This window comes from Anabaena sp. UHCC 0253, assembly GCF_009712085.1.
Lineage (GTDB): Bacteria > Cyanobacteriota > Cyanobacteriia > Cyanobacteriales > Nostocaceae > Dolichospermum.
In genome coordinates, this window is the sequence record NZ_VILD01000001.1 from 221,971 (window position 1) to 244,941 (window position 22,971).

A 22,971-nucleotide genomic window follows, 5' to 3' on the forward strand; every position below is an offset into this window, starting at 1 on the left:
CCCAGCCTTTACCTTGGTTAGCTGCTGCTTCTTTAGGTTTGCTAGTAGCGGCTACTGGTTCAGCGACAGTAGTTTCTGAAGGTAATACACTCAGTTCATTAACTAAGTATTGAGCAGCCTTTTCAATAGTTGGATAGTCCCAAAGTAATGTGGAAGGAAGTTCTGCCTCTAACCAATCTTCCATATCACCAACGATTGTGACTGAATCAATGGAGTCTAAACCATAGCGGGTTAAAGGTTCAGTGACTTTGATTGTTTGAGCTTTGATTCCCAGTTGTGTAGCAATCTGGTTAACCAACCACCCTTGGATAGTATCAACAGCATTCATAGCATTAGGATTGGAGTTGGAGTTTTGGACTTGCATCATTAGTAGTTTCCTGTTGTGTAGATTTTGCTAGTTGGAAAGGAACTATGGAAAACATCTTGTCTTGGTTGTACAAGCGGATTAACTCTTGGGTAACGGCCCGATCATCAATCCGTCCAGGCAATGCTTTAGCGGGGCGAAATGTCAGCATTAGCTTCCGCAAACTAAGTGCTAACCACTCTCCATTAGCAAAGAAGTCTCCCAGATGATTGCGGTTATGAAGCCACGTATGCAGACAAGCTGCCGCTACGTGCATGACACAGTATTGTTTCGCTAGATCAAATACTTCTGGCGATTGCTCATGACCAAACTGGAAGGTAGAAGCTGTAATCTGCTCATCAAAACTGTTTAGCTCCTCCCGTACTATCTCACTTAGGGTGATGATTTGGTACAAAATATCTGGGTCGAGGTGAGAGTCTGCTTTTAGGTTTTGCAGCGATGTCAATGCCAGTTCTAGCCCTTGCAAAACATCATCTCCACCCCGATTGACCAATTCCAGCTTTTTGCCGTCGAAGGGGGGTAAAGTTTGTGTGAGGTCAAAAGTTGTGGCTAGACGTGCTTCCAAAGGTTCTAGACTTTTACCAGCGTTTCTAATGCGAGATTTGGTTAACTGCCGTAGTTGCAGTAATAGCGCATGAAGATTAACAACGCTGCTGCCATCAAACATACTGATGATGGAGTTATCCCGCAGCACTTTCTGGAAAATGCCCCAGTCGTGTGCATCCCGCATATAAAAGCGTGAACCTAGAACAACGGATACATTGTTGACTACTGTTTCCAGAGTGGTGGTGACAAAATATTTCACCACTGCTGACCAAACGCTTATTTGCTCTGGCATGGTGTTAAATCCACGAGCGACCCCAATTGTGGCACAGTCACAAATAAGGATATCCAGAAACCCATCGGTGAGAGTGCGTTGAGGTTGGGGCATATCGAAGACTGTTTTGCCATATAGTTTACGTTCTATGGCAAATTTGAGGGTAGTACGCAGGGCTGTATCTGCTGCTCCTTGGGAAAAGGCGGCACATAAGGCTCTGGTAATTTGGAAGCCTTTGAGGGCTAGTTCTAGTCCCAGTCCTTCTGTTCCTAAGCGCATGAATTCCGGGATAAAGCAGTTCTCGAAGCAAATGCCACTCATATCCGAACCACGCACCCCGTGAGTCAGGATTTTAGGGAGGTTGCTAAAGTGATCTGGGTCAATTTTGCTCTTTTCTACCATGAATAGGGAAAGGCTTCTAGCCCCTCCTGCTTCGTCGGTTCTGGCTAGTACGAAAGCAACTCCTGAGATGGTGGCGCGGTTAATTGGCCATTTCTCTCCGTTGAGGATGTAGCCTCCGGGAACTTTTCTGGCTTGCATATCACCAGCGAGTAAGTCACTACCATGTGCTTTTTCTGAATAGGCTAGGCACATAGCCCCGTTAGCATCTTTCATGAAGCTGGATAGGGTTTGCTTTTGTTCGTCTGTTCCTGCCATCCATACTAAGTATGACCAAAACATAGTAGTGAAGGCGATCGCTGCGGTTTGATCTCGCCGTGAAAGTACCCGCACAAAGGAGATAAACTCGTCAAAGCTGGTAAATTCACCACCGCATTCTGTGGGGATGTAGTAGTGTTGGAGTTTCCAGTTGTATAGCCAGTTAATGATTTCGTGAGGAAATTCTTCCTTTTCATCCAGGTCTATTACCTGTTTGAAGGACATGATATTGTCTGGATTGCCAGGGTCGCCTAATTCCCGTTCTAGTGCTTCGGCGACCCAAAATTGTTTGAGTGGCTGCATGGTCTTCTCCTTAGTGGGTAACTTGCACTTGATCCAGCAAGGAATCAACTTCCTCTGATAACTTTTGGTAACTGGCGCAAAATTTAGGGTTTTCGCTCCAATCGGCTAAAACTCCCAATTCACCAGCAAGGAAGCTGGCTTTACAAGCTCGGCGCTGAATCTTGCCACTGGATGTTTTGAGGACGTTACCTGGCTTGACTAAGACGATCGCATAGGCTTGGAGTTCATGAATTTCGGCGATCGCTTGCCGAATTCTGTTAATTACCTCATCGGCTACAAACTCTTCCGGATTGCGTTTGACTTCCTGGACGATCACTAGTCGCTCCACTGCATCCACCACGATGGAAAAGGCTGCACCATAGTCAGGGCGTAAACAAGGATGTATTTCCTGCACTGTCCATTCTAGGTCTTGAGGATAGTGATTAGTGCCTCTAATAATGATCAAATCTTTGATCCGGCCAGTAATGAACAACTCACCATCCTTGATGAAACCTAAGTCTCCTGTTCGTAGGAATGGACCCTCGTTGGTATTGGCTATACGAGCGCGGAAGGTACTTTCACTTTCTTCTGGACGATTCCAGTAACCATCAGCCACACTGGGGTCAGCTACCCAAATCTCACCCACTTCATCAGGAAGACAACGACTTAAGGTGTCAGGATTAACGATCGCTACTTTGGTGTCACACACCAGTTGACCACATCCCGGAATAGCCCTGACACCATCACCCCAAGCGGTGGCTTCAACAATTTTGTTTTTCTCAATTTCCGATGTTTTGACTAAACAGAGTACCGGTGGTTCTTCTTTCGGACTAGTTGACACCAGTAACGTATTTTCGGCCAATCCATAAGCCGGCGCGAAGGTTTCCCAGCGGAATCCACAAGTTACAAATTTCTCAAAGAATTCCTCTAACACTCTGGGATTAATGGGTTCTGCGGCGTTACCTGCTGCTACCCAACTGCTGAGATCCAGACTTTGCATTTGCAATTCGGTAATACGTCCGACACACTGCTCATAAGCAAAGTTAGGTGCTTGACTATGGGTTCCGCGATAGCGAGAGATAGCCTGAAGCCAGCGTACTGGCTGTTTAATAAAGGCTAGGGGGGACATGACGTAACAAGGATGACCGTTGTAGAGTGGTACAGTCAATCCTTCTACTAGTCCATAATCATGGAAGTAAGGCATCCAAGTGATGGAAACACTCTGCTCATCATAACCACAGGCTTTTTGTAAGTAGTGACAATGGTGCATGATGTTGTGGTGGCTGATCATCACCCCTTTCGGTGTGGAAGTCGAACCCGATGTATATTGTAAATACGCGAGTGTATCTGGTGTAATTTGCGGATCTTGCCACTGATCTGCTAGTTCCAAGTCAATATCTTCAGTAGTGATCCACTTTATCTGTTGGAACTCTGGAAAATCTAATTCCGCTTCTTGCAGAATTGTTAAAAAACGTTGAGTTGTCAAAGCAAAGGCAGCATTTGCATCTTTCACAATTGCTCTTAGCCTTGGTAATGCCCGTTTTAACCTGCCAGCATCAGGTGGTGGTACTGGTATGGCGATCGCTCCACCATAAAGACTACCCAAAAAAGCGGCGATCACATCCAATCCTTGCGGGTAAAGCAATAATGTCCGCTGTCCTTTGGCGTTATGTTTCTGTAACACAGCACCTATGGCACGGGCTTGGCGGTCAAGTTCTTGATATGTTAGACTTGCTCCTGCTTTTTTCCCATCCACGAGAAACATATAAGCAAGCTTTTCCATGTCCTGGGTAGCTCGCCAGCGTAGTAGTTCGACTAAGGTGGAGATGTTTGTCATTGGCAAAGTTTGGGTAGCGAGGTCTTGAGTCATTTGGCTACTTCCGAAAGACTAGGGGAATCTAAAAATTCCTGAAACTATACATATTTCGTCTGTACGGAGTAATACTGTATAGCTATCTGCTTTATAAAACTTTCTCTATACTAATCTTACTTAATCATGACATAGATAGCGGTTGACTGAATTAATTTATCGGTATTTTCACTAAAAAAATAAATTTAATTCCTACTAGCCATTCCTGGGCTAGGGTATTTACTGTGCGTAAGTCCTATTTGACAAGCATTTCTCTTGGTTATCAGGGTATTTATGTATGACCGAAAAATAAATTTTCGATGAAGTTTATTTTGTAAGGGAAAAATTTTTACGTTTTTGTGATATAATTTTTAGCTTTATCAGTGCTGAAGGTAAATCTCGAAGCGGCAAAAAATTGTAGAGACGTTCGTCCAGAACGTCTCTTTGTTACATTGAATTAGGGTGCTAGAGCGTTACCACGAATTAAGCTACCAATGGTTTTGGCAGTAATTTTGAGTTGGGTAAAGGGGTTAGCTGGAACTACAGTTTTATACAGGTAACTATCAAAAGTTAATTTCTGTACATCCATGTCATCACACATTTCTACAAATGCTTCACGGGTAGCATCGGAACGATAGAAGACATTTTGAAGAATATCTAATACCTTGTAGGTGAGTCCGTATTTCTTATCCCAACGCTTCAGGTAAACTTTTAGATCGGCTTCAGTAGGAATACGCGCTCCATTGTTAGAAGTTTCCACAATGGTTTCTGCACACATCCGTCCGGACTTCGCAGCAAAGTAAATACCTTCACCAGAGGACTTAGTAACATAACCAGCAGCATCTCCGACCAAGGCGATACGTCCGACAACGCGACGAGGACGGGGATGTTCAGGAATGGGGTGGGCTTCTACTTTGATAATTTCACCACCGGCTAGTTTTTCAGAAGCACGGTTGCGAATGCCTGCTTGTAATTGTTTAATACTGGCTTTATTAATGTGCATTGTGCCAGTACCTACTGCTACGTGATCGTATTTGGGGAATACCCAAGCGTAGAAGTCGGTAGAAACGTCATCACCAACGTACATTTCGGCCAAGTCGTTGTAATAGTCCATTTTGTCTTGGGGAAGACGAATGCGTTCTTGGAAAGCGATCGCATAATTGTAATCCCCAGCATCCATATCCTTAGCAATCCGGGAATTTGCCCCATCTGCACCAACAATCAAATCTACCTTGAGGGTTTTAGTAACTCCCTGCACCCCTTCTCCGCTATGGTCAACATAATGGATTGTGTAGGGGTCGGTATTGCTGGAGGGAATATCAACTTTATGAACAGTGGCGTTAATTAAATTTGCACCTAATTTTGCCGCCCGGTCTCTCAAGAAACCATCCAGAACTTCTCGGCGGCACATTCCTATATATTCATCTTCATTTATTAAATTGATATCAACCTCACGATTTGAGGGAGAAATCATTTTCATCTTCCGTACACGACGGTCAATAATTTCTGGAGGTAAGTCAAATTCATTCACCATACATAGGGGAATAGCACCCCCACAAGGTTTGGCGTTGTCTAACTTCCGCTCAAACAAATACGTTTCAATCCCAGCTTTAGCTAGTGTTTCAGCAGCGCATGAACCCGCTGGGCCAGAACCAACAACAGCAACCCGTAGTGTCAAAGGTTTTCTCCCAATTATCAATATTTTCCCAAAGCATCCTATCACGGACTTTTAGCTGAAATCCCTCTTTAGCTTCAGGTTTTGATAGAAATGCAATATTCCTTAACATTTTGACATAAAAACTACATATTTTGGGTTTTATGAGTAAAGATTAATCAATGATAACTAGAAGAATAAGTAATTATTAAATATGCAAACTTCTGAATTTGATAGTTTTGCTCGAAAGATAAGTATTAAAGCAATTACAGGATATCAAAGATACATTTCTCCCCACAAAGGCTTTAGGTGCGCCCATCGTGTGTTACATGGTGGAGAATCCTGTTCCCAATATGTGAAGCGGGTAATAGCTGATGATGGGTTAAAAGCGGCTTTTGTCAAGTCCCAAGCAAGATTTCAAGCTTGCAAACAGGCAAATCAAATTTGGCGATCGCAAATTGAAAACCCAGAATTACCTGAAGAAAATGAAGAAACAGAAAATATTAAAAAAGCACCAATAAAAACTCCTCAAAACTTCTCATTTTTCAACAATAATAGTATTTACTGTCTTGATTGTGCCGATTTGAGTTGTGATTGTGGTGAATTATTAGATATAGCTTCTGATTTTTCTATTGCCGATTGTAACGCTCCTGATTGTAGTTCTTTAGATTGTGGTGCTGCTGATTGTAGTTTGCTAGATTGTGGAGGATGTAGTTGGTAAGTAATCCAAATTACAAACAGGAAATTATCTGGAAAAGAATTACACAATTTAACTTAAAAATCCAGTAGATTTTTCTCTAGCTTCCTGACTTTCCAATTACTTATCTTCCTGCATATTTCTGACAATTTTTGTAACTATTTTTCTGGGTATAAATCTAATACATTTAGACATTAGTTTATTAATAAAACCAGGAATAACAATAGTCTTCTTTCGCATCAAAGCATCATAACCAATCTGTGCTACAGTTTCCGCATCCATCATCTTTTTATCTTTAAGCAGCTTAGAATATGCCATTCCTGTTCTTTCATGAAATGCAGATGTAGTTGAACCTGGACAAAGAACAGTTACAGTCACACCTGTACCTTCCAATTCATTAGCGATCGCTTCTGAAAAAGATAACACATAAGCCTTAGTTGCAAAATAAACCGCCATTAAAGGACCAGGTTGAAAAGCAGCAGTAGAGGAAACATTTAATATTTTTCCATCACCTTCTTTAACCATTTCTCTCAAAAATAACTTAGTTAAATGAGTCAGGCAAACTAAATTGACTTGTAGCATTTCTAGCTCATTATTTAAATCGGTTTCATGAAACAATCCATGATTGCCAAAACCTGCATTATTAACTAAAATATCAACCTTAACTCCAGCTTGCTGTAACTCCGTAAAAATTTCTTGAGGAGATGTAGGTATAGATAAATCTTTGATAATATTGATAACAGAAATACCGAACTCTTTTTGAAAATCAGCAGCTATATCTAAGAGCTTAATTCCGTCCCTATCTACTAAAACAAGATTATAATTTTCAGCAGCGAAAATCCGAGCTAATTGATAACCTATCCCACTAGCTGAACCCGTAATTAGTGCAGTCCCTTGACATTTTATGTTCATTTTAGAAAAAGTGAGTTAACAGGAATCGGCACGGAAATACCGTGCCAAAACCATTAGACAAGACTTAAAAAACCAGTTTGCACTAAATAAGATGTGTAAGTCATCAACAATTGAGAATCAATAGGAGGACAAACAATTGAACTGCCTTTGAGTGCTTCTAGGGTTTCTTCACAACTAATAATTGGTCTTCTTGCTTGCAAATACAAATCAGGAATAGTGATTTGTTCATCAGACCAACGTTCTAGCAAAAATGGACGCAGAGTATATAAAGGATTATCTTGAGAAGTGACATTATTAATTAACTCTGCTTGCCATTCCTCATAAGGAATCATCTTCAGTGAAAATCCGAAAGAACTCACCCAATCAACTAAAGATTTTAAAGAAGCAGGTTGAGGATGTTGTAAGTGAAAAGCTTTACCTACAGATTTTTCTTGTAGAGAAAGATAAACAACAGATTTGCTGACGTAATCAACAGGAGACATATCTAGCATATAATCTACATCAGGGAAAGATCCCATTTGTAGACAACCCTTAATCATTAAATTGATAAAATCGTGGGTATTACAAATTCCTGTGGTGCTATCTCCAGAAATTAAAGGAGGCCGATAAATACTGATAGGTAAACCTCTACTACCAGCAATTTTTACTAACTTTTCCGATACCCATTTAGTTTGAGAGTAACCGAGAAAAATTCCTTGCCAATCATTAAAATCATCTTGTTCTTTAACTAACTGACCAGCATAGGCAGTTGACTCAAAAACAGCAACGCTAGAAACATAATGAACTGGCTTAACTTTAGTTTGACAAGCTAAACGCAAAACCTCTTGTGTCCCTAAAACATTGGCTGTTTTTAAAGCTGAGTAAGGATACACATAGTTCAGTAAAGCAGCACTATGATAAATAGTATCAATATTAGCCGCTAAATTTTGGAATTGTCCTGAATTAATACCCAAAAAAGGCTGTGCTAAATCACCAACAATGGGAATAAGGCGATCGCTATATTTTTCGTCCCAAAGTGCATATTGTTGCAAATTCTTTTCTAATTTGCTCTTACCTTCTACCACATCAGCAGCACGCACTAAACAATAAATATTTGCCTGAGTTGCTGCTAGTAATTCCTTGATAATAAAAGCACCTAAATAACCTGTCCCCCCAGTTAAAAATATATTTTTGGGGTCAGTTACAAAAGCAGTAGAACCACCAATAGGTTGAATAGTGGGGTCAAGAACAGCTTCAGCAGCTAAATCGAGAAAAGGAGGAGCAATATTAACACTAGAACCTGTGTTGATATGAGCATCTTTAACTTGACCATCTTCAGTGAATTCGTCTGCTAACCGCTGAGAAAGTGCAGAAATACTGGGATAATGCCATAGCAGAATCGGAGATGGTTTAAATCCTAGTAACTGCTCTAATTTACTGATGATAATCATGGCTTGGGCAGAATCCAAACCATAATTTTCTAAATTTTCATCAACATCAATTTCTGATGGTAAAACATCAATAACTTCTGCCAAGTTAGATACTAAAAAAGCTTTAATATCTTCAGCAGTATAAGACTGTTTTAAATTCATTTTTACATCTCCAATGCAGAAGGAACTGGGTGATATTGACCGTAATTAGTAGGCATTTGCAAACCCTGAATTTTTAAACTTTGAATGCGGTATAAAAACACCGTACCATTCATAATTTGATCGGCGATATCCACTACATGACGATGATGCGGTTCAGCTAAATAAGAACCACGCACCCAGTCATTGAAGCCACCCATAGCAGGACCACACCAAATTTGATAATCAACTTCCCGACCTTTTTCACCAGTGCTAGACCAGCGAGAAGATAATCCTAAATACCATCGGAAAATTAAAGCCATTTTTAGTTTTGGATTATTAACAGCTTTCCCTAATTTCTCCGGATTTTTCTGGGATAAATAAGTGGCTGTTCCTTCCCAAACTTCGGCAATACTTTTGCGGAAAATTTGTCTTTCTAATTTTTCTTTTTCCGCTACTGGAATGTCTTCAATAGAGTCGTAAGTGCGGTATAATTCATACAATTTTTGCGCTCGCATAGGGAACATTGTCCCCCGTTTGAGAACCTGTAATTTGACTCCCATTTCAAACATATCCGCAGCAGGAGCCATAATCATATCCGCCATTTCTGCTTGCGCTAACAATTTTTTAGTATGTTCACAAGCACCAGATTCAACACAAGATTGATTAATTGAACCAGTAACTATATAAGCAGCACCCATCATAAAACCAGCTAAAGCTGATTCTGGAGTGCCAATTCCTCCAGCTACTCCTATTCTAATCGGAATAGAATAATTATATTGTGCTTGAATTTCATCTCTGAGCGCAATAATTGAAGGTAATAAACATACTAAAGGACGATTATCTGTATGTCCACCAGAATCAGCTTCAACGGTGATATCATCAGCCATAGGAACTTTACTAGCCAAATTAGCTTGTAATTCCGTAATTAATCCTTGCTGAATTAATTCTTTGAGAATTCTAGCGGGTGCTGGTTGCAAAAATTTAGTTGCAACTTCCCGACGAGAAATTTTGGCAATGACCTTATTTTTGATTTCAATTTGGTTAGCTGAATTTAAACTTAAACCAGCAACACGATAATAAACAATGTTAGGTGTTAAGTCTAAAAATGCAGATGCTTCAACCGTTCTGACTCCATATTTGAGGTATAAATCTACAGCACGGCGTTCAATGGCTGGTTCATTGGGACTGTGAATTAAATTGAAAGCATAGGGACTATTAGGTAAAGCTTGTTGAATGGTATTAATGGCAGTTTCTAAACGGTCTGGAAGTAAACCACCAGCACCAAAAGAACTGAGAATTTTCTCTTTTCCTAGTGCAATTACCATTTCTTCGGAAGCAATACCACCAGCCATTGCCCCTGTCATATAGGCATATTTCACACCATGAGTAGTGAGAAAATTAAAGTCCCCAAGTTGTTGTAAGTGAATAGGTGGAACTGATATCAAAAGTTCAGCTTGTGCTGATGAACTATGAACAGTAGGTGTTAAGTAACCATCATTAGTTACACCAATTTTTCCACCGACTCTAATAATATGGCAAGGTTGATCTAATGTTAGTAATTTATCTTTGATGGTACTTTTATCAAAACTAACACAATCTAATGAACCTTTCCAAACTTGGTTTTGATGATTAATTAATGTACAAAAACCAAGTTCATTATCATGTTTATTTAGTACCGTCTCGATAGTTGTCAAGGTAGTTATTCCTCAAATTATAAGCAAAGGATGTGAAATGAAGAATTTACCTCACACAGAGATATAGAAAAAGAGGGTTGATATTTCTACGTCTCTGTGTGACTTTTAATTATTTTTCTTCGTTTAGTAAGTTTTGAGCGCAAGCTAATTGCAATTGCATAATTTCGCTCATTTGTTGACTAAATTCCTGTCTAGCTTCTAAAAAACTTGAGTGTGCTTTAGTTAATTTGGCATTATTGACACTCAATTTTTGATACTGAGGAATTTTTAAATCATTCATGCTAATTATTTCACCAGATTCTTGATTTATACTAGTGCTGTTCTCTGCTATAACCGATTGATTATAGGTGAGGGGTAGAATTGGCTCAGAAGTCCCAGTTGACTCAGAAGATTTTAGTTTTTCTGGAAGTTTCAAACCGTTCTCCATGATAGTTTTCATGGGATTTTTTTCTAGTTGGGGCTGAGAAAAAATTTCACTAGGTGCTATTTTGTCTGCTGTCTGTAGAGAATTGATAATTCTATACTCTTGATAGTTAGGGATAGTTTGCTGCTTATTATTAGTGAAAAGCTGCCGATTTTCTGCACTCAAAATTGCAGAAGTCATAGAATTACCACCTAAAGTAACTTTCCTCAGTGCAGCTTGTTTGCGTTGTGTATTTTCTGAGGATAAGTTATACAAAGGAGCTAGATTTAAATTTACCTGATGACTCAAGAGTTTTGCTAATGCTTTAATTAGGGAACTATGATCATCTGTACCGCGTCGGTTTAGGGATACAGTTAGATGTTCTTGATTACCAAGATTTTTATCTATCCAGCGAGAACAAATACCACCAGCACCAGCTTCGATAAATATTTTTGCTCCGTCAGCGTAGACACGATTAAGTAAGCGGGGAAAGTCGAGTTGTTGACATAAACCTTTGGCAATATTGTGAGCAATTACTTGACTATCAAGTGCAATTGATTGATATTCCGCCGCCGAGTAAAATTTAATGCCGGGGATGTTTTGTGCTGGTAAAGTGTATAATTTTTCCAATTCTTGAGACTCTGATTGCATTGCTGGACAATGAATCACATGATCAAAAGGAGCAGGAAAAGCATTGCAACCAAGGGTTTTAATTACTCGCTCACAAGCTGCTGGCTCACCAGCAATTAATACTTCTTCTGGTGTATTAATCTGGGTTAAGTAGACATGATTTTCAGCTTTTAAGCATTCTCTTACCTGGGCTGGACTAGCCATGAGAACGTAGTTACTCCACAAATTATTTTCTGGAGTTGTAGAAGTTTTTGGTAGTCCCCAATACTCACGGACAGCATTTTTTTGACCAGATAACCTATCTCCAAATAAAGCTGATGAATTAAAGGTGTGACTGACTTCATAAAAATTGCTCCATACTCCTTGAGCAACCATCATGCTAGTTTCACCTAAGCTATATCCAAAGATATATTTAGGTTTAATTTGAAAATCATCGGTGATAATTGTCGAGATTAATCTTGTGAAAAGCACTTCTGCTTCAAACATTGCCAGAGAATCAGACAATAATTTCTTTTCTAGAGTTTCTAATTGTCGAGTTGACAATTTACTCAAACTTCTAGGAAATACCAATTTTTCAACATCCGCAGCCCGTTCGTCAAGACTTTTGATAATGACATCATCTAAGACTTTAGGAAATAGTCGAAAAAGACTCCGACCAATACCCAGATAAGTATTAACAGCAGCGGGATAAATATAGGCGATTTCTCCATCTTTACCCAGCGGTTTAGGTGTGAAATAACTACCTATAGGAGTTTGCCAATCTTTACCATTTGTAAAGGCATTAGTTACACCTTTTTTGGCTGAATTAATTTCTTTGAGTAATTCTTTTTGGTTGCGGCCAATGAGAGAGAGTGTATATTTGGTCTGAGAATTTTGCTGAAATTTCACAAAGGTTTGACTAGCAATATCCTTGAGAGAATCAGTATTTTCAACAGTTTGTTGCAAATTATCCAATGCTGCTAATAAGCTAGATTGATCATCTGCTGCAATGGGTACTAAATGCAAAGGTCTTGATTCTAAATATTTGCTAATGCGTTCTGGTTGTTGGGTTTCTTCTGATAAGATCACATGGGCAAAAGACCCGTCACAACCAATACTATTAATCGCGGAAATTCGAGATTTGGCCTCTTTTTGCAAAAACCAAGGTCTAGACTCAGTAGCGACGTAGAAGGGACTACCTTCCCATACTTGCGGTGTTTTGACACCAGACCAATTGGGAGTTCCGGGAATATATCTGTGGTAAATACTCAGTGCAGTTTTAATTAAACTGGCAATTCCTGAAGCCACAAAGGCATGACCAATATTAGCTTTGACGCTGCCTATAGCACAGTGTAAACCGTCTCCAACTGGGGGATAAGCTTGGAGGATACCGTTAATTTCGGCTTCGTCTTCTGTGGGAATACCACTAGCGCAGACTTCTAAATAGTTGACTTTTGTGGGTTCAATACCTGCTTGTTGAAAAGCCTGTTGACATACTTGGGTAATGGTATCGCTATCTACAGCCATAGAAGGAGCTTGACCGATGCTAATACCATCAATTACTGCATAGATACGCTGGTTATTTGCTAACGCTATATCATGACGTTTGAGGACAACTGCACCTGCTCCTTCTCCCACATTCCAACCATTGGCATTTTCATCAAAACTTAAGGTATTAATGCCTGTATTAATTTTTCCAAATTGACTTCGCAGTAATACATTTTCTACACCTCCTGCTAAGTCAACAGCACCAACAACTACAGCATCTACTTCATTGGTAGATAGTAGCATTTGCGCTAATTCTAAAGCTTTAAAAGCGGCAGTTTCGACGGCACTAATAGTAAAAGATGGTCCAGAGAAATTCCAGATAGAAGAAATCCGGCTGGCCATAATGTTGCCAACATAACTGAGATATTCACTAAGTTCAACTTGATGATGAATACTATCTTGGACAACGCTTTCTAATTGGGTGATTTTTGCTGGTAATAAAGCAATTTCAGCCCCATTCAAACCATCTCTGATTTGCCAAGATGAATTCCATCTTTGTTGTAGCTGGTGTACAGATAATTCAGTTTCTGCCGCGATAATCACAGCTACATTGCTATTCGGTGAAATGTTGGCATCTTTGAGGGCGCGGTCAGCAACTTTTAATAATAAGAGTTGTTGAGGATTGATTTTTTCAACTTCGTTGGGGGGAATTTTGTAGGCTAAAGTATCAACATCAAAATTATGAATATAAGCTCCTTGTGGTGCTTTTCCCGCTTCTAAACCATACTCTCGCAGTAAAGTTTCCTGTTCATTAATGCCATGCCATCTTGATTCAGGTAGGGGGATAAAATGCTGTTTTCCGTCATAAATGCTGCTCTCGAAAGCATCTAATTCTTCACATCCACCAAAAAAGGCATCCATGCCCACAATTGCCATCTTTGCGGTCAAATTTTGCTTAATATTCATTTGCTTACTTCCCCTGTTCTAAAATGATGTGAGAGTTTGTTCCACCAAAACCAAATGCACTTAAAGCTACTTTTTTAGTTTCTTGATTCGGCCATTTAGTAGGAGTTCTGACAATGTTTTGAGGAGAGACAACATTATTTTCAGAACCGATTGGTTGAGTCACATTTAAAGTAGGAGGAATAACGCCATGAGACATACTTAAAATTGTCTTGGTTATTCCCACCATGCCCGCAGCAACGAGTAAATGACCAACATTTGCTTTAGTTGAACCTACTAAAGGAGTGGCTTGATATGGACTAAAAAAGCTTTCAATGGAGTTGCATTCAGTGGTATCTCCCAATAGAGTGCCGGTAGCATGACACTCTAAATAATCAATTGTTTTGGGGTTTAGTTCAGCTTCAGAATAAGCTCTTTGATATGCGAGAGTTTGACCTTGAGGATTAGGACTAAGAAGATGCTTGCCTTTGCCATCATTAGATAGACCATTACCACAGATTGTTGCGAGAATTTTGTCTCCATCTCTAACAGCATCACTGTATCTTTTGAGCATTACCATTCCTATGCCTTCGGAGGTAATTAACCCGCGTGATGATTGATCAAGAGGGCGACTAATACCATTATCTGGATATCCTTGAATACCAGAAAATAACATTCTCACAAATAACGGATCTGAGCAACTAATAGCACCAGCTAACATCAAATCAGCTTTACCTGATTGCAGATAATGGGATGCTAATTTAATGGCGTAAAAAGATGAGGAACAAGCAGCATCTATACAAAAATGAGTTGCAGAAAGGGAGAATGCACGGGAAACTATGGCAGCGGGTAAACCGGAAACCATCGCATTGTATGGAGATACTTTCTGGGAGGTTAATGAACCACCTAAATGAAAGTCTTTTTCCTGCAAAAGTTCACCAATGGCAGGCTCAATATTTTGCTGATAAATAGGAGCAAATAATTGATTGGAAGCTTTTGTGGGAAATCCCAGTGTTCCTAAAATTACTCCACATTTTGCAAGTGCAGTTTTATTTCCCCAATAACCACTTTGAAGAATGGCTTGTTTCGCAGCATATAATGACCATTTAAAGGTATTATCTAAGCTTTGAACAAATGCCGGAGGTAAGTTATACTCATTGGCATCAAACTTAAAGTTACGGATGAATCCACCTTTGAGAAAGTAGAATTTTTCCGGTTTACCTTTGTTAGCATCGTAGAATATAGCGGGATCTATTCCCAAATCCGCTACGGTTATAGATGATGTTGAATCTTTTTCTTCGGTGAGATTCTGCCAAAATTCTTCAGGATTATTAGCATCGGGAAATAGGCAAGATAACCCGATGATAGCTATTTTTTCCACTTTTGAAATCCTCATTGGGGGATGAGGGAAAGAGATATAATTTGCTCTGTTCCCTATGTTATTTAGGATTTACGCGATTCCCCAATGTTTACGGATTTATGGATGCAGGAAGATAATTAAGAGAAATTAACCACGAAGGAGCGAAGGACACGAAGGAAGAAGGAAGAAGGAAGAAAGAAAGAAAGAAAATTGTAGGTTTTTACTTTTTATTTAACATTTTCATTGGCCAAATTACGGCTTTTGCTCCTAAGATACGTGAGTAGATTTTTCCTTCACGATTGTGAATGATGAAGTTGACGTTTGCACCAGTATCTGTTTTGGAGTTGATTTCACAGGAAACATAAAATGGGACGTTGAATGGAACTGCTAAAAATTGTTCTGAGTATGTTAATTGTCCTGGTAAACAAACTTCTTGATGGAAGTGATTTAACCATAACCAAAGTGTTTGGGTACTCAAATCAATTATATAAGGATTGTGCCATTTTACGGGAAATTGTCCTTGTTGTTGGGCGGTGATTTCTTGCCAACAACATTCGGCTGTCAGTTTTTCTGGGCTAATATTTAAAACTCTGGTTATTTCTTGGAAAGCTGGTCCGTGAAATAAGGATAAATCGCCATTTTGATAAAAATCTTTACCTGTTTTGGTGACGATATGATCTTCTCTGAGATCCATTGCTTCATAAATGGGTGCTTCTGGCATATTTTTTACCAGTTTAATCAGAGAACTAAAATGATAATGGGTTCTACCTTCGGGCGTTTTGCTCAAGATTTTGGTTTGAAATTCTACAAAATCACCATCGTTTTTGGTAATTTCTTGGATTTCTAAAATATGTTCATTAGCCAAAGTTGAGTTAAAGGTAATTCCTTTCAAAACTTTGAATTCTTTACAACTTAAATATCTATAACCTGGATAGATTTCTTCACAACCATTTACCATCCAAGATTTAGCACAGGTAGCTGGTAATACGGGTGAACCTGCAATTGTATGATCATGCAAAAAGGGATTTTCTGCTAATGTCATGCGGCGGCGAATCCGATAGCTACGCAGTTCTGTACCTATAGGAGGGGGTGATAGTTTCATGGGGCTACCAATCACTACTTGTGAATGATTTTGATAGGCTGGATGAAGTTCATTAACTAACATTTGTGTGCCAACTTCGACGGGAATAATATCAATTCCTCTTTCGGCAAATGCTTTTTTTAATTGTGGTGTCACCATGCCACTATCCCAACCTCCCCAATTAATTGCCACTACATGACAATGGGGGTGATGTTGTTTGATTAAGTGGGCTGATTTGGTGAGAATTTCATTAGCGATCGCATAATCACTTTGACCAATATTTCCATAAAACCCAGTCACTGAGGAAAACAATACTAAATGTTGCAATTGCTGGGGATTTACACAACTTAAAATATTTTCTAAACCCTGAACTTTTGCTGTGTAAACTTTTTCAAAATCTTCGGATGTTTTCTTTTCAATTAACTTATCTGCTAAGTTACCAGCACCATGAATAATCCCGGTAATTTGACCAAGTTTTTGAGAAATTTCCTGGAGTTTTGCTTTCAATTTCACAGGATCAGTAACATCAACACTGATATATTCTGCTGTTCCTCCGGCGGCTTCAATAGCGGCTAATGTCTTCTGAATTTCTCTACTAGAATTAATTTGATTAAATATCTTTTGTACCATCATGGGTGTTGGTTTCTCTCCTTGAGAAATCAATTTTTCCATGATGCGTTTTTTCAAGGCTGAATCTTCTAAACAATCACGAGTATATTCTGGTTCTGGAGTAATTTCAGAACGACCTAAAAGAATAAATTTACAAGGTTGATGTTGAGCTAATTTAATAGTGCATTGAGCAGTGATTCCCTTGCCGCCACCACTGACTACAAAAACAGATGATGGACTAACTTGAACTGTTGCAGTCATAAAACCTCACCTAAAAATTGACAATTGATAATTGACAATTGACAATTAATAATTGCCAATTATCACTATATAAATTACTCAGCTTTAGCAACCAGTGTTACTCGTCCTTGATCACCATAACCAACTTCACCAATATATCTATTAGAATCGTGCAATTCAGCCAGAATATATTGTGCGGATTGATGAGGATCTAATGTGGGATTGAGGTCAATTGCTCGGAAAAATACCTGTGGCCATTCCCAGCGTAAACTCTTTGTTAAACCAAATAAACCAGCAGCGATCGCACTAAAGTTTTGCTTACCTTCTAACCCAAATGCACCATCAAGATGTGCGACTGTACAAAAGCTGGTTCTTCCTGCTAAAGATGCGGCATTATTCAAAGTTGTTTTCAGATGTTTAGCCATTAAAAACACTTGTTTAATGATCGCCTTTTCTGCTTCTGGATAGGAAATATCTCCAGGTTTTTCAGAAGTAAATTGAGGATGTAGGTGAATGAATGCCCCAATCGGTCCATGTTGAGTAATGATACTTTGCAATAATAATTGCAGATGTTGTTCACTCATGTTTGCCAAGGTAATGCGGGTAACACCTACTGGTAATGGCAATTTTTCGGGAACTAATGATTGGGGAAAACTCAAAACTACAACTTTCCAACCTTGTTCAATCAGCGTGTGGGCTAGTTTGGTGGTAGTTAAAGAACCATCATCAGTAATTAAACCAATGTGTCCTTCTGGTAGTTGTGCTTCCCAGAAATCCGGTCTGGGTAAGGTTTTTAGCTTAACTGGACGACGGGGAAAATTGGAGTCTACTATTGGTGGTGGGGTTAAATCAACCAGTTCTGGGAGGGGAGTAAGAGGGCGCAGGCCCTGCGCCCCTACGGTGGTTGTTACCGAGTCAACATCAAAGTACGGCGTTTTTTTTTTCACCTCCCACCAGTGTTTGGAGGTAGTTAACGATTTGTCCAATTGTGCGGAGGTCGCCTAATTCTTCTATATTTGGTTTGGGTAAGTCGGGATATGCTTCCTGCATTCCTCCCAGTATTTCTACCCGTTTGATGGAATCTATGCCTAAGTCGGCTTCCATGTCCATGTCCAGTTCCAGCATTTCGACTGGATAACCTGTTTTTTCACTGGTGATGTTTAACAGGGTTTGGGCTAAATCAGCATATTCGTTACTGGGGACTGCTTCTGTAACCGGTTCTGGTATTACTTCCTCTGTAACCTTTACACTGTCACCTGTAACCTGTAACCTGTCACCTTCTACACTGTCACCTGTCACCTGTAACCTGTCACCTTCTAAACTGTCACCTGTCACCTGCTTTTGCAGATATTCGACAACTTGACCAATGGTGCGTTTTTCTGCCAGTTCTTCGAGGTTGGGTTTGGGTAAGTTAGGGTATAACTCTTGCAATCCTCCTAGAATTTCGACTCGTTTGATGGAATCAATGCCTAAGTCGGCTTCCATATCCATATCGAGTTCTAGCATTTCGATAGGATAACCAGTTTTTTCGCTGGTGATGCTTAATAGGTTGTTAGCTAAGTCATCCAGATTAACGCTGTTGCTTACGGGTGCGGGTTCTGGTGTGAATGCAACTAGGGGCTGAGGAGTGGGAACTGCTACTGGTGCAGTAATTACAGGTTCTGCAACTTTAACTACAGTGGAAACAGGTGCTTCTAGGAATTGAACGGTTGGCTCAATTACTGGTAATGGCTGGGGGGCGATAATGTTAACTGTAGGAGCTACTGGTGCTTCTTCAGGAGCAGTTACAGGGATAGAAGTTGTTGCTGCTTGGGTATCAGAGATCAGTTGAGAATATTCTTGTTGGATGAGTTGGAAAAAGTTTTTGCTATATTCCACCTGTTCCCGCAGATATTGTTCATGAATGCGAAGAGTATCACCTTGTTGGGAATGAAACTGCATCATGCTCCGCTCTAATGTTTCCATTACTATTTGCTTAATTTGAGCAGCATCAGCGGAAGATTTAGCATTAGCAAATAAGGCGTTTTGCTGTTGCATCAGTTGGAAGAAGGTTTTTGCATATTCCATCTGATGGTTGAGATATGTGCCGTGAATTTGTAAATTCTCGCTTTGGTTTTGCTGGAACTGGTTGAGGAGTTGTTCTAAGCTGGTGAGAATTTGTTGGCAATCTACAAGTTTATCTGGTGTTTGCATCTTCCCTCCGGGTTGCTGCCCTAAAAATTCTGGGGCTTGTTTTGTAATGGTTGCAGGAGTCATCTGGGGCTGTAATGGGGTGGTTTTTTTATGTCCGTGGCCGTTACCGTTACCGTTATGTCCGTTAGTTGTGGGAATTTTGGCAATTACAGAATTCTCAATTTCTGGAATCTTGGGTGCGGGCAGTTCTGAGATGGTGGGACTCGTGCCTGTTATGGCTACTTGATGTCCGTTCTGCAAGCTTTGAGTAAAGGCGTTTTTAGTTTTTTCAGAAATGTAGTTGATGCCGGTTAATTTGACGCTGAGGGTCTTTTTGGTGGCAATGGGTGGTAATACGGGCTGGAGTTGGTAGGGGTCAAGGTTGCTAAGATTCATGCCGATGACACGCAACTGAACTACGGCTTCTCTGAGTGAGCGATCGCTATTTTTCTGTGTACTGGGATTCAGAGATACGGTAAGATGGGGGCGATCGCCTAAGATATCTTTGACTAAGTTACTCAACACCCGTTTGGGTCCAAATTCTACAAAGCAGTAACCACCAGCGGCATAGATGTTTTCAATTTCTTGCTTAAACAGCACGGAACTAGCTAAATGGCTTTCTAAGTTCTTTTGAATCGCTGCTGTATCTTGGGGATAATGTTTGCCGGTGACGTTGCTGAAAACGGGAATTTGGGGATTTTGGAAAGTTACAGATTTGGTAGCGATCGCAAAGGATTTCTGAGCAAATGCTATTAATGGTGTATGGAACGCCGCAGACACGGGTAATAAAACCGCACCATATCCTAGTTGTTGAAAGCGATCGCGGATTTTGTGAATTTCTGCTGTCGGACCTGCTAAAACGATCTGTGTAGGAGAATTAAAGTTAGCAATACTTACTTTCGGAAATTGCTTCAGCACTGGCTCAATTTTGCTGATATCTTCCTTCACCGCTAACATTGTTCCAGCATCATGATCTGGATCTTTTGGTGCAGCCATGGCTTGTCCTCTAGCTTTCACTAGGAACAAATAATCATCTTCACTCAATACTCCAGCCGCCCACAACGCCGTTAATTCACCAAAACTATGTCCCGCAGTAAAATCTGCTTTAAACCCAGCTTGCTGCAAAATAGAATACAACCCTGCACTAAATACTCCAATTCCTGGTTGTGCATATTCGGTTCTTTGCAAAGCAGCAATTTGGGCTTTTTTCTCAGCTTCATCAAAACTGGAATGAGGGAAAACAATTTCAGAAACTGGTTGCAAATTATCTTGCTTGAACAACTTGTCCATTTTCCCATACAGCGATCGTAACATGGGGAAATTCATCACCGCTTCTCTGCCCATTTCCAGGTATTGAGAACCTTGTCCAGAGAATAAAGCCACAACTTTTCCACCTAAATCTATCCCGCAAGAACGGTAATAAATCCCTTGAGGATGTTCCCAAGCTGTGACGGAAGGCTTATTTTTTAGTAAATCAATACTAACTTGCAGCAACTTACAAGCTTCTTGTAAACTTTCCGCTACAAACCCAATTCTAGCCGCAGTTTTCGGAATAGCTAAAGATTGACACTCTAACAGTAATTGAGAATAGTATCTTTCCCCATCGTTAGCTTGCAAATTATGAAAAGTTGCTTCTAACTTACTAATTAATTCAGCGTGAGTAGCACCAAATAATAACAATTCACCCGCAGCACCATGTAACCGATAAGAACTTTGTTGTTCTGGTTCGTATTCTTCTAAAACAACGTGGTAATTTGTGCCACCAAAACCAAAAGCACTTACACCCGCACGTCTAGGAGTTTCACCTTCTGCCTTTATCCAAGGTCTGGTTTGTGTGTTGAGATAAAAGGATGAATTTTCAATATCTAATTTGGGATTTGGTTCGTTAATATTGATGGTTGCTGGTAATATTTTGTGATGCAATGCCAGGGCAGTTTTAATTAAACTAGCTGTACCTGCTGCGGCTTTTGTATGTCCAATTTGAGATTTTACACTACCCAAAGCAATATGTTGTTTTTGGGTATCATATTGACCAAAGAAATCCCTTAAAGAACTAAATTCTATCGGATCTCCTGCCATTGTTCCTGTACCATGTGCTTCCATTAAACCCACAGTTGCAGGAGAAAATCCAGCATCATCATAAGCCCTTGCTAAAGCTTTAACTTGTCCTTCTTTTCTGGGTGCATAAATACTCTTGTAACGCCCATCGCTAGAAGTACCAATTCCCTTAATTACTGCATAGATTTTATCCCCATCTTTTTGGGCATCTTCTAAGCGTTTCAGGAGAATCATGCCAATGCCTTCACCTAACATCATTCCATCAGATTTAGCATCAAATGGTTTCACGTTCTCGCTGGGAGTAACCGCTGGAGTTTTACTGAAGGAAATATAAGCCATGATGGTGTTGTCGGTATCAACTCCACCAGTTAGCATCATATCACTACGATGTTCAACTAATTCACTAATGGCCATTTTTAATGCCCCGAATGAACTAGCACAAGCTGCGTCAACTACACAGTTTGTTCCCCCAAAATTGAAGCGGTTAGCAATTCTGCCAGCAACCACATTTGCTAACATCCCAGGGAAGGCATTTTCATCCCATTTCACATAAGCAGATTTGATTTTATCAACGATTTTTTTGGTGTCTTCGTCAGATAAACCACTACTTTTCAGAACTTTTTCCCAAATTGGATATTCTAATCTGGCAGCTAATGGCATTCCCAATTGTTTGCCCATTGCTACACCCAAAATTACCCCGATATTCTCACGGCTAAATTCACGAGAATCACCATAACCAGCATCTTCCATTGCTTCTTTAGCAACTACTAAACTTAATAGTTGAGAAACATCTGTAACTTCTAAAATGCTGGGAGGAATCCCAAATTCCATGGGGTTAAAATCAACTTCGGGAATAAAACCACCACGTTTACAATATGTTTTATCTTCTGGTGTGCGGGGATTAGGATCGTAATAGTCTTCTACACTCCAATGAGTAGAAGGAACATCAGTAATACAGTCAATTTTATTAACGATATTGCGCCAGTAATCCCGTAAAGTTCTGGATTGAGGCATTAAGGATGCCATACCAATAATTGCTATAGGGGTAGTGTGCAGTTTTCTGTTAATTGTGTTAGTTGACATGGAATTTTCTGATGGTGTGGCGTTAGTTATGTTCATTTTTTTTTCCTCTATAAACCTAAGCAAAGCCTGTTCACAACTATTAATTTGGGCTTCTAATTCCGCCAAGGCAGGATTAATTGAATTAGCAGACATAGGACATAGATTAATTGTGAGTACCGTGAATGGTGGGTGCAGCTACAGTAATTTTTCTCACTTCTGAATAATCAAAGCTACAACATATTGCAGATAAATTGAGTCCAGAATCTATAGCAGGTGACAGGGAACAGGTGACAGGTGACAGTGCTAGAAGCCTTTTATTGTCTAAATTTGAGGATTAGTTGATGTCCTAACCACCTTTTCTGTTGCTATAACTAAAAATTCTGACTTTTGTTGTCTGACTGTTTACTCGCAAGCAGGTAAAACTCAATGCTTGACTCTAAATCAACACCACAGGATATATACTGCCTGATT

13 protein-coding genes are annotated in these 22,971 nt (G+C 39.9%); 1 reads left to right on the forward strand and 12 read right to left on the reverse strand.

Annotation, left to right across the window (positions count from 1 at the left end; translation table 11 throughout):
* The 4 genes from FJR38_RS01015 to chlP all read right to left on the reverse strand — a co-directional run.
* On the reverse strand, positions 1-367 hold a 367-nt coding region (locus FJR38_RS01015; RefSeq protein ID WP_254449307.1), incomplete at its 3' end, for an acyl carrier protein.
* Positions 333-2,141 (reverse strand): acyl-CoA dehydrogenase family protein, encoded by a 1,809-nt coding sequence (locus FJR38_RS01020; protein WP_168534922.1) that lies wholly within the window; start codon positions 2,139-2,141, stop codon positions 333-335. The genes FJR38_RS01020 and FJR38_RS01015, both read right to left, overlap by 35 nt.
* Before the next feature lie 10 nt (positions 2,142-2,151).
* The gene (locus FJR38_RS01025) at positions 2,152-3,990 is read right to left on the reverse strand and encodes a fatty acyl-AMP ligase (RefSeq protein ID WP_254449308.1); all 1,839 of its coding nucleotides are present in this window, start codon (positions 3,988-3,990) and stop codon (positions 2,152-2,154) included.
* 436 nt (positions 3,991-4,426) lie between these two features.
* Positions 4,427-5,647 (reverse strand): geranylgeranyl reductase, encoded by a 1,221-nt coding sequence (gene chlP, locus FJR38_RS01030; RefSeq protein ID WP_168493446.1) that lies wholly within the window; start codon positions 5,645-5,647, stop codon positions 4,427-4,429.
* Positions 5,648-5,837: 190 nt separating this feature from the next.
* Between chlP and yidD the strand changes: the two genes are divergently transcribed.
* On the forward strand, positions 5,838-6,344 hold the full coding sequence (gene yidD, locus FJR38_RS01035) for a membrane protein insertion efficiency factor YidD (RefSeq protein ID WP_168534924.1): 507 nt from the start codon (positions 5,838-5,840) through the stop codon (positions 6,342-6,344).
* Between the two features lie 96 nt (positions 6,345-6,440).
* On the opposite strand, the gene FJR38_RS01040 is transcribed toward yidD, so the two are convergent.
* The 8 genes from FJR38_RS01040 to FJR38_RS01075 all read right to left on the reverse strand — a co-directional run bounded on the left by FJR38_RS01040 (position 6,441) and on the right by FJR38_RS01075 (position 22,653).
* On the reverse strand, positions 6,441-7,232 hold the full coding sequence (locus tag FJR38_RS01040) for an SDR family oxidoreductase (RefSeq protein WP_168534926.1): 792 nt from the start codon (positions 7,230-7,232) through the stop codon (positions 6,441-6,443).
* A 53-nt stretch (positions 7,233-7,285) separates the two neighbouring features.
* Positions 7,286-8,803, reverse strand: a complete 1,518-nt coding sequence (locus tag FJR38_RS01045) for a thioester reductase domain-containing protein (protein ID WP_168493440.1) — start codon at positions 8,801-8,803, stop codon at positions 7,286-7,288.
* Positions 8,804-8,805: 2 nt separating this feature from the next.
* Positions 8,806-10,476 carry a PfaD family polyunsaturated fatty acid/polyketide biosynthesis protein gene (locus tag FJR38_RS01050; RefSeq protein WP_168534928.1) on the reverse strand — a complete coding sequence of 557 codons (1,671 nt, stop codon included), beginning with the start codon at positions 10,474-10,476 and terminating at the stop codon, positions 8,806-8,808.
* A 109-nt stretch (positions 10,477-10,585) separates the two neighbouring features.
* Entirely contained in the window at positions 10,586-13,942 is a 3,357-nt protein-coding gene (locus FJR38_RS01055) for a type I polyketide synthase (protein ID WP_168534930.1), read from the reverse strand.
* Between the two features lie 4 nt (positions 13,943-13,946).
* Positions 13,947-15,299 carry a polyketide synthase gene (locus FJR38_RS01060; RefSeq protein WP_168534932.1) on the reverse strand — a complete coding sequence of 451 codons (1,353 nt, stop codon included), beginning with the start codon at positions 15,297-15,299 and terminating at the stop codon, positions 13,947-13,949.
* A gap of 199 nt (positions 15,300-15,498) precedes the next feature.
* Positions 15,499-17,229: an SDR family NAD(P)-dependent oxidoreductase gene (locus tag FJR38_RS01065; protein WP_168534934.1), complete on the reverse strand. Its 1,731-nt coding sequence runs from the start codon at positions 17,227-17,229 to the stop codon at positions 15,499-15,501.
* 74 nt (positions 17,230-17,303) lie between these two features.
* Positions 17,304-18,155 (reverse strand): hypothetical protein, encoded by an 852-nt coding sequence (locus FJR38_RS29200; RefSeq protein ID WP_168534936.1) that lies wholly within the window; start codon positions 18,153-18,155, stop codon positions 17,304-17,306.
* Entirely contained in the window at positions 18,130-22,653 is a 4,524-nt protein-coding gene (locus FJR38_RS01075) for a type I polyketide synthase (RefSeq protein ID WP_168534938.1), read from the reverse strand. The genes FJR38_RS29200 and FJR38_RS01075 overlap by 26 nt, the downstream gene beginning before the upstream one ends.
* Positions 22,654-22,971 lie beyond the last annotated feature (318 nt).

Bases quoted from the DNA above. Each gene is read 5' to 3' on its own strand.
- FJR38_RS01020 (WP_168534922.1), bottom strand. From the start codon at position 2,141: ATGCAGCCACTCAAACAATTTTGGGTCGCCGAAGCACTAGAACGGGAA.
- FJR38_RS01025 (WP_254449308.1), bottom strand. From the start codon at position 3,990: ATGACTCAAGACCTCGCTACCCAAACTTTGCCAATGACAAACATCTCC.
- yidD (WP_168534924.1), top strand. From the start codon at position 5,838: ATGCAAACTTCTGAATTTGATAGTTTTGCTCGAAAGATAAGTATTAAA.
- FJR38_RS01040 (WP_168534926.1), bottom strand. From the start codon at position 7,232: ATGAACATAAAATGTCAAGGGACTGCACTAATTACGGGTTCAGCTAGT.
- FJR38_RS01045 (WP_168493440.1), bottom strand. From the start codon at position 8,803: ATGAATTTAAAACAGTCTTATACTGCTGAAGATATTAAAGCTTTTTTA.
- FJR38_RS01055 (WP_168534930.1), bottom strand. From the start codon at position 13,942: ATGAATATTAAGCAAAATTTGACCGCAAAGATGGCAATTGTGGGCATG.
- FJR38_RS01065 (WP_168534934.1), bottom strand. From the start codon at position 17,229: ATGACTGCAACAGTTCAAGTTAGTCCATCATCTGTTTTTGTAGTCAGT.
- FJR38_RS01075 (WP_168534938.1), bottom strand. From the start codon at position 22,653: ATGTCTGCTAATTCAATTAATCCTGCCTTGGCGGAATTAGAAGCCCAA.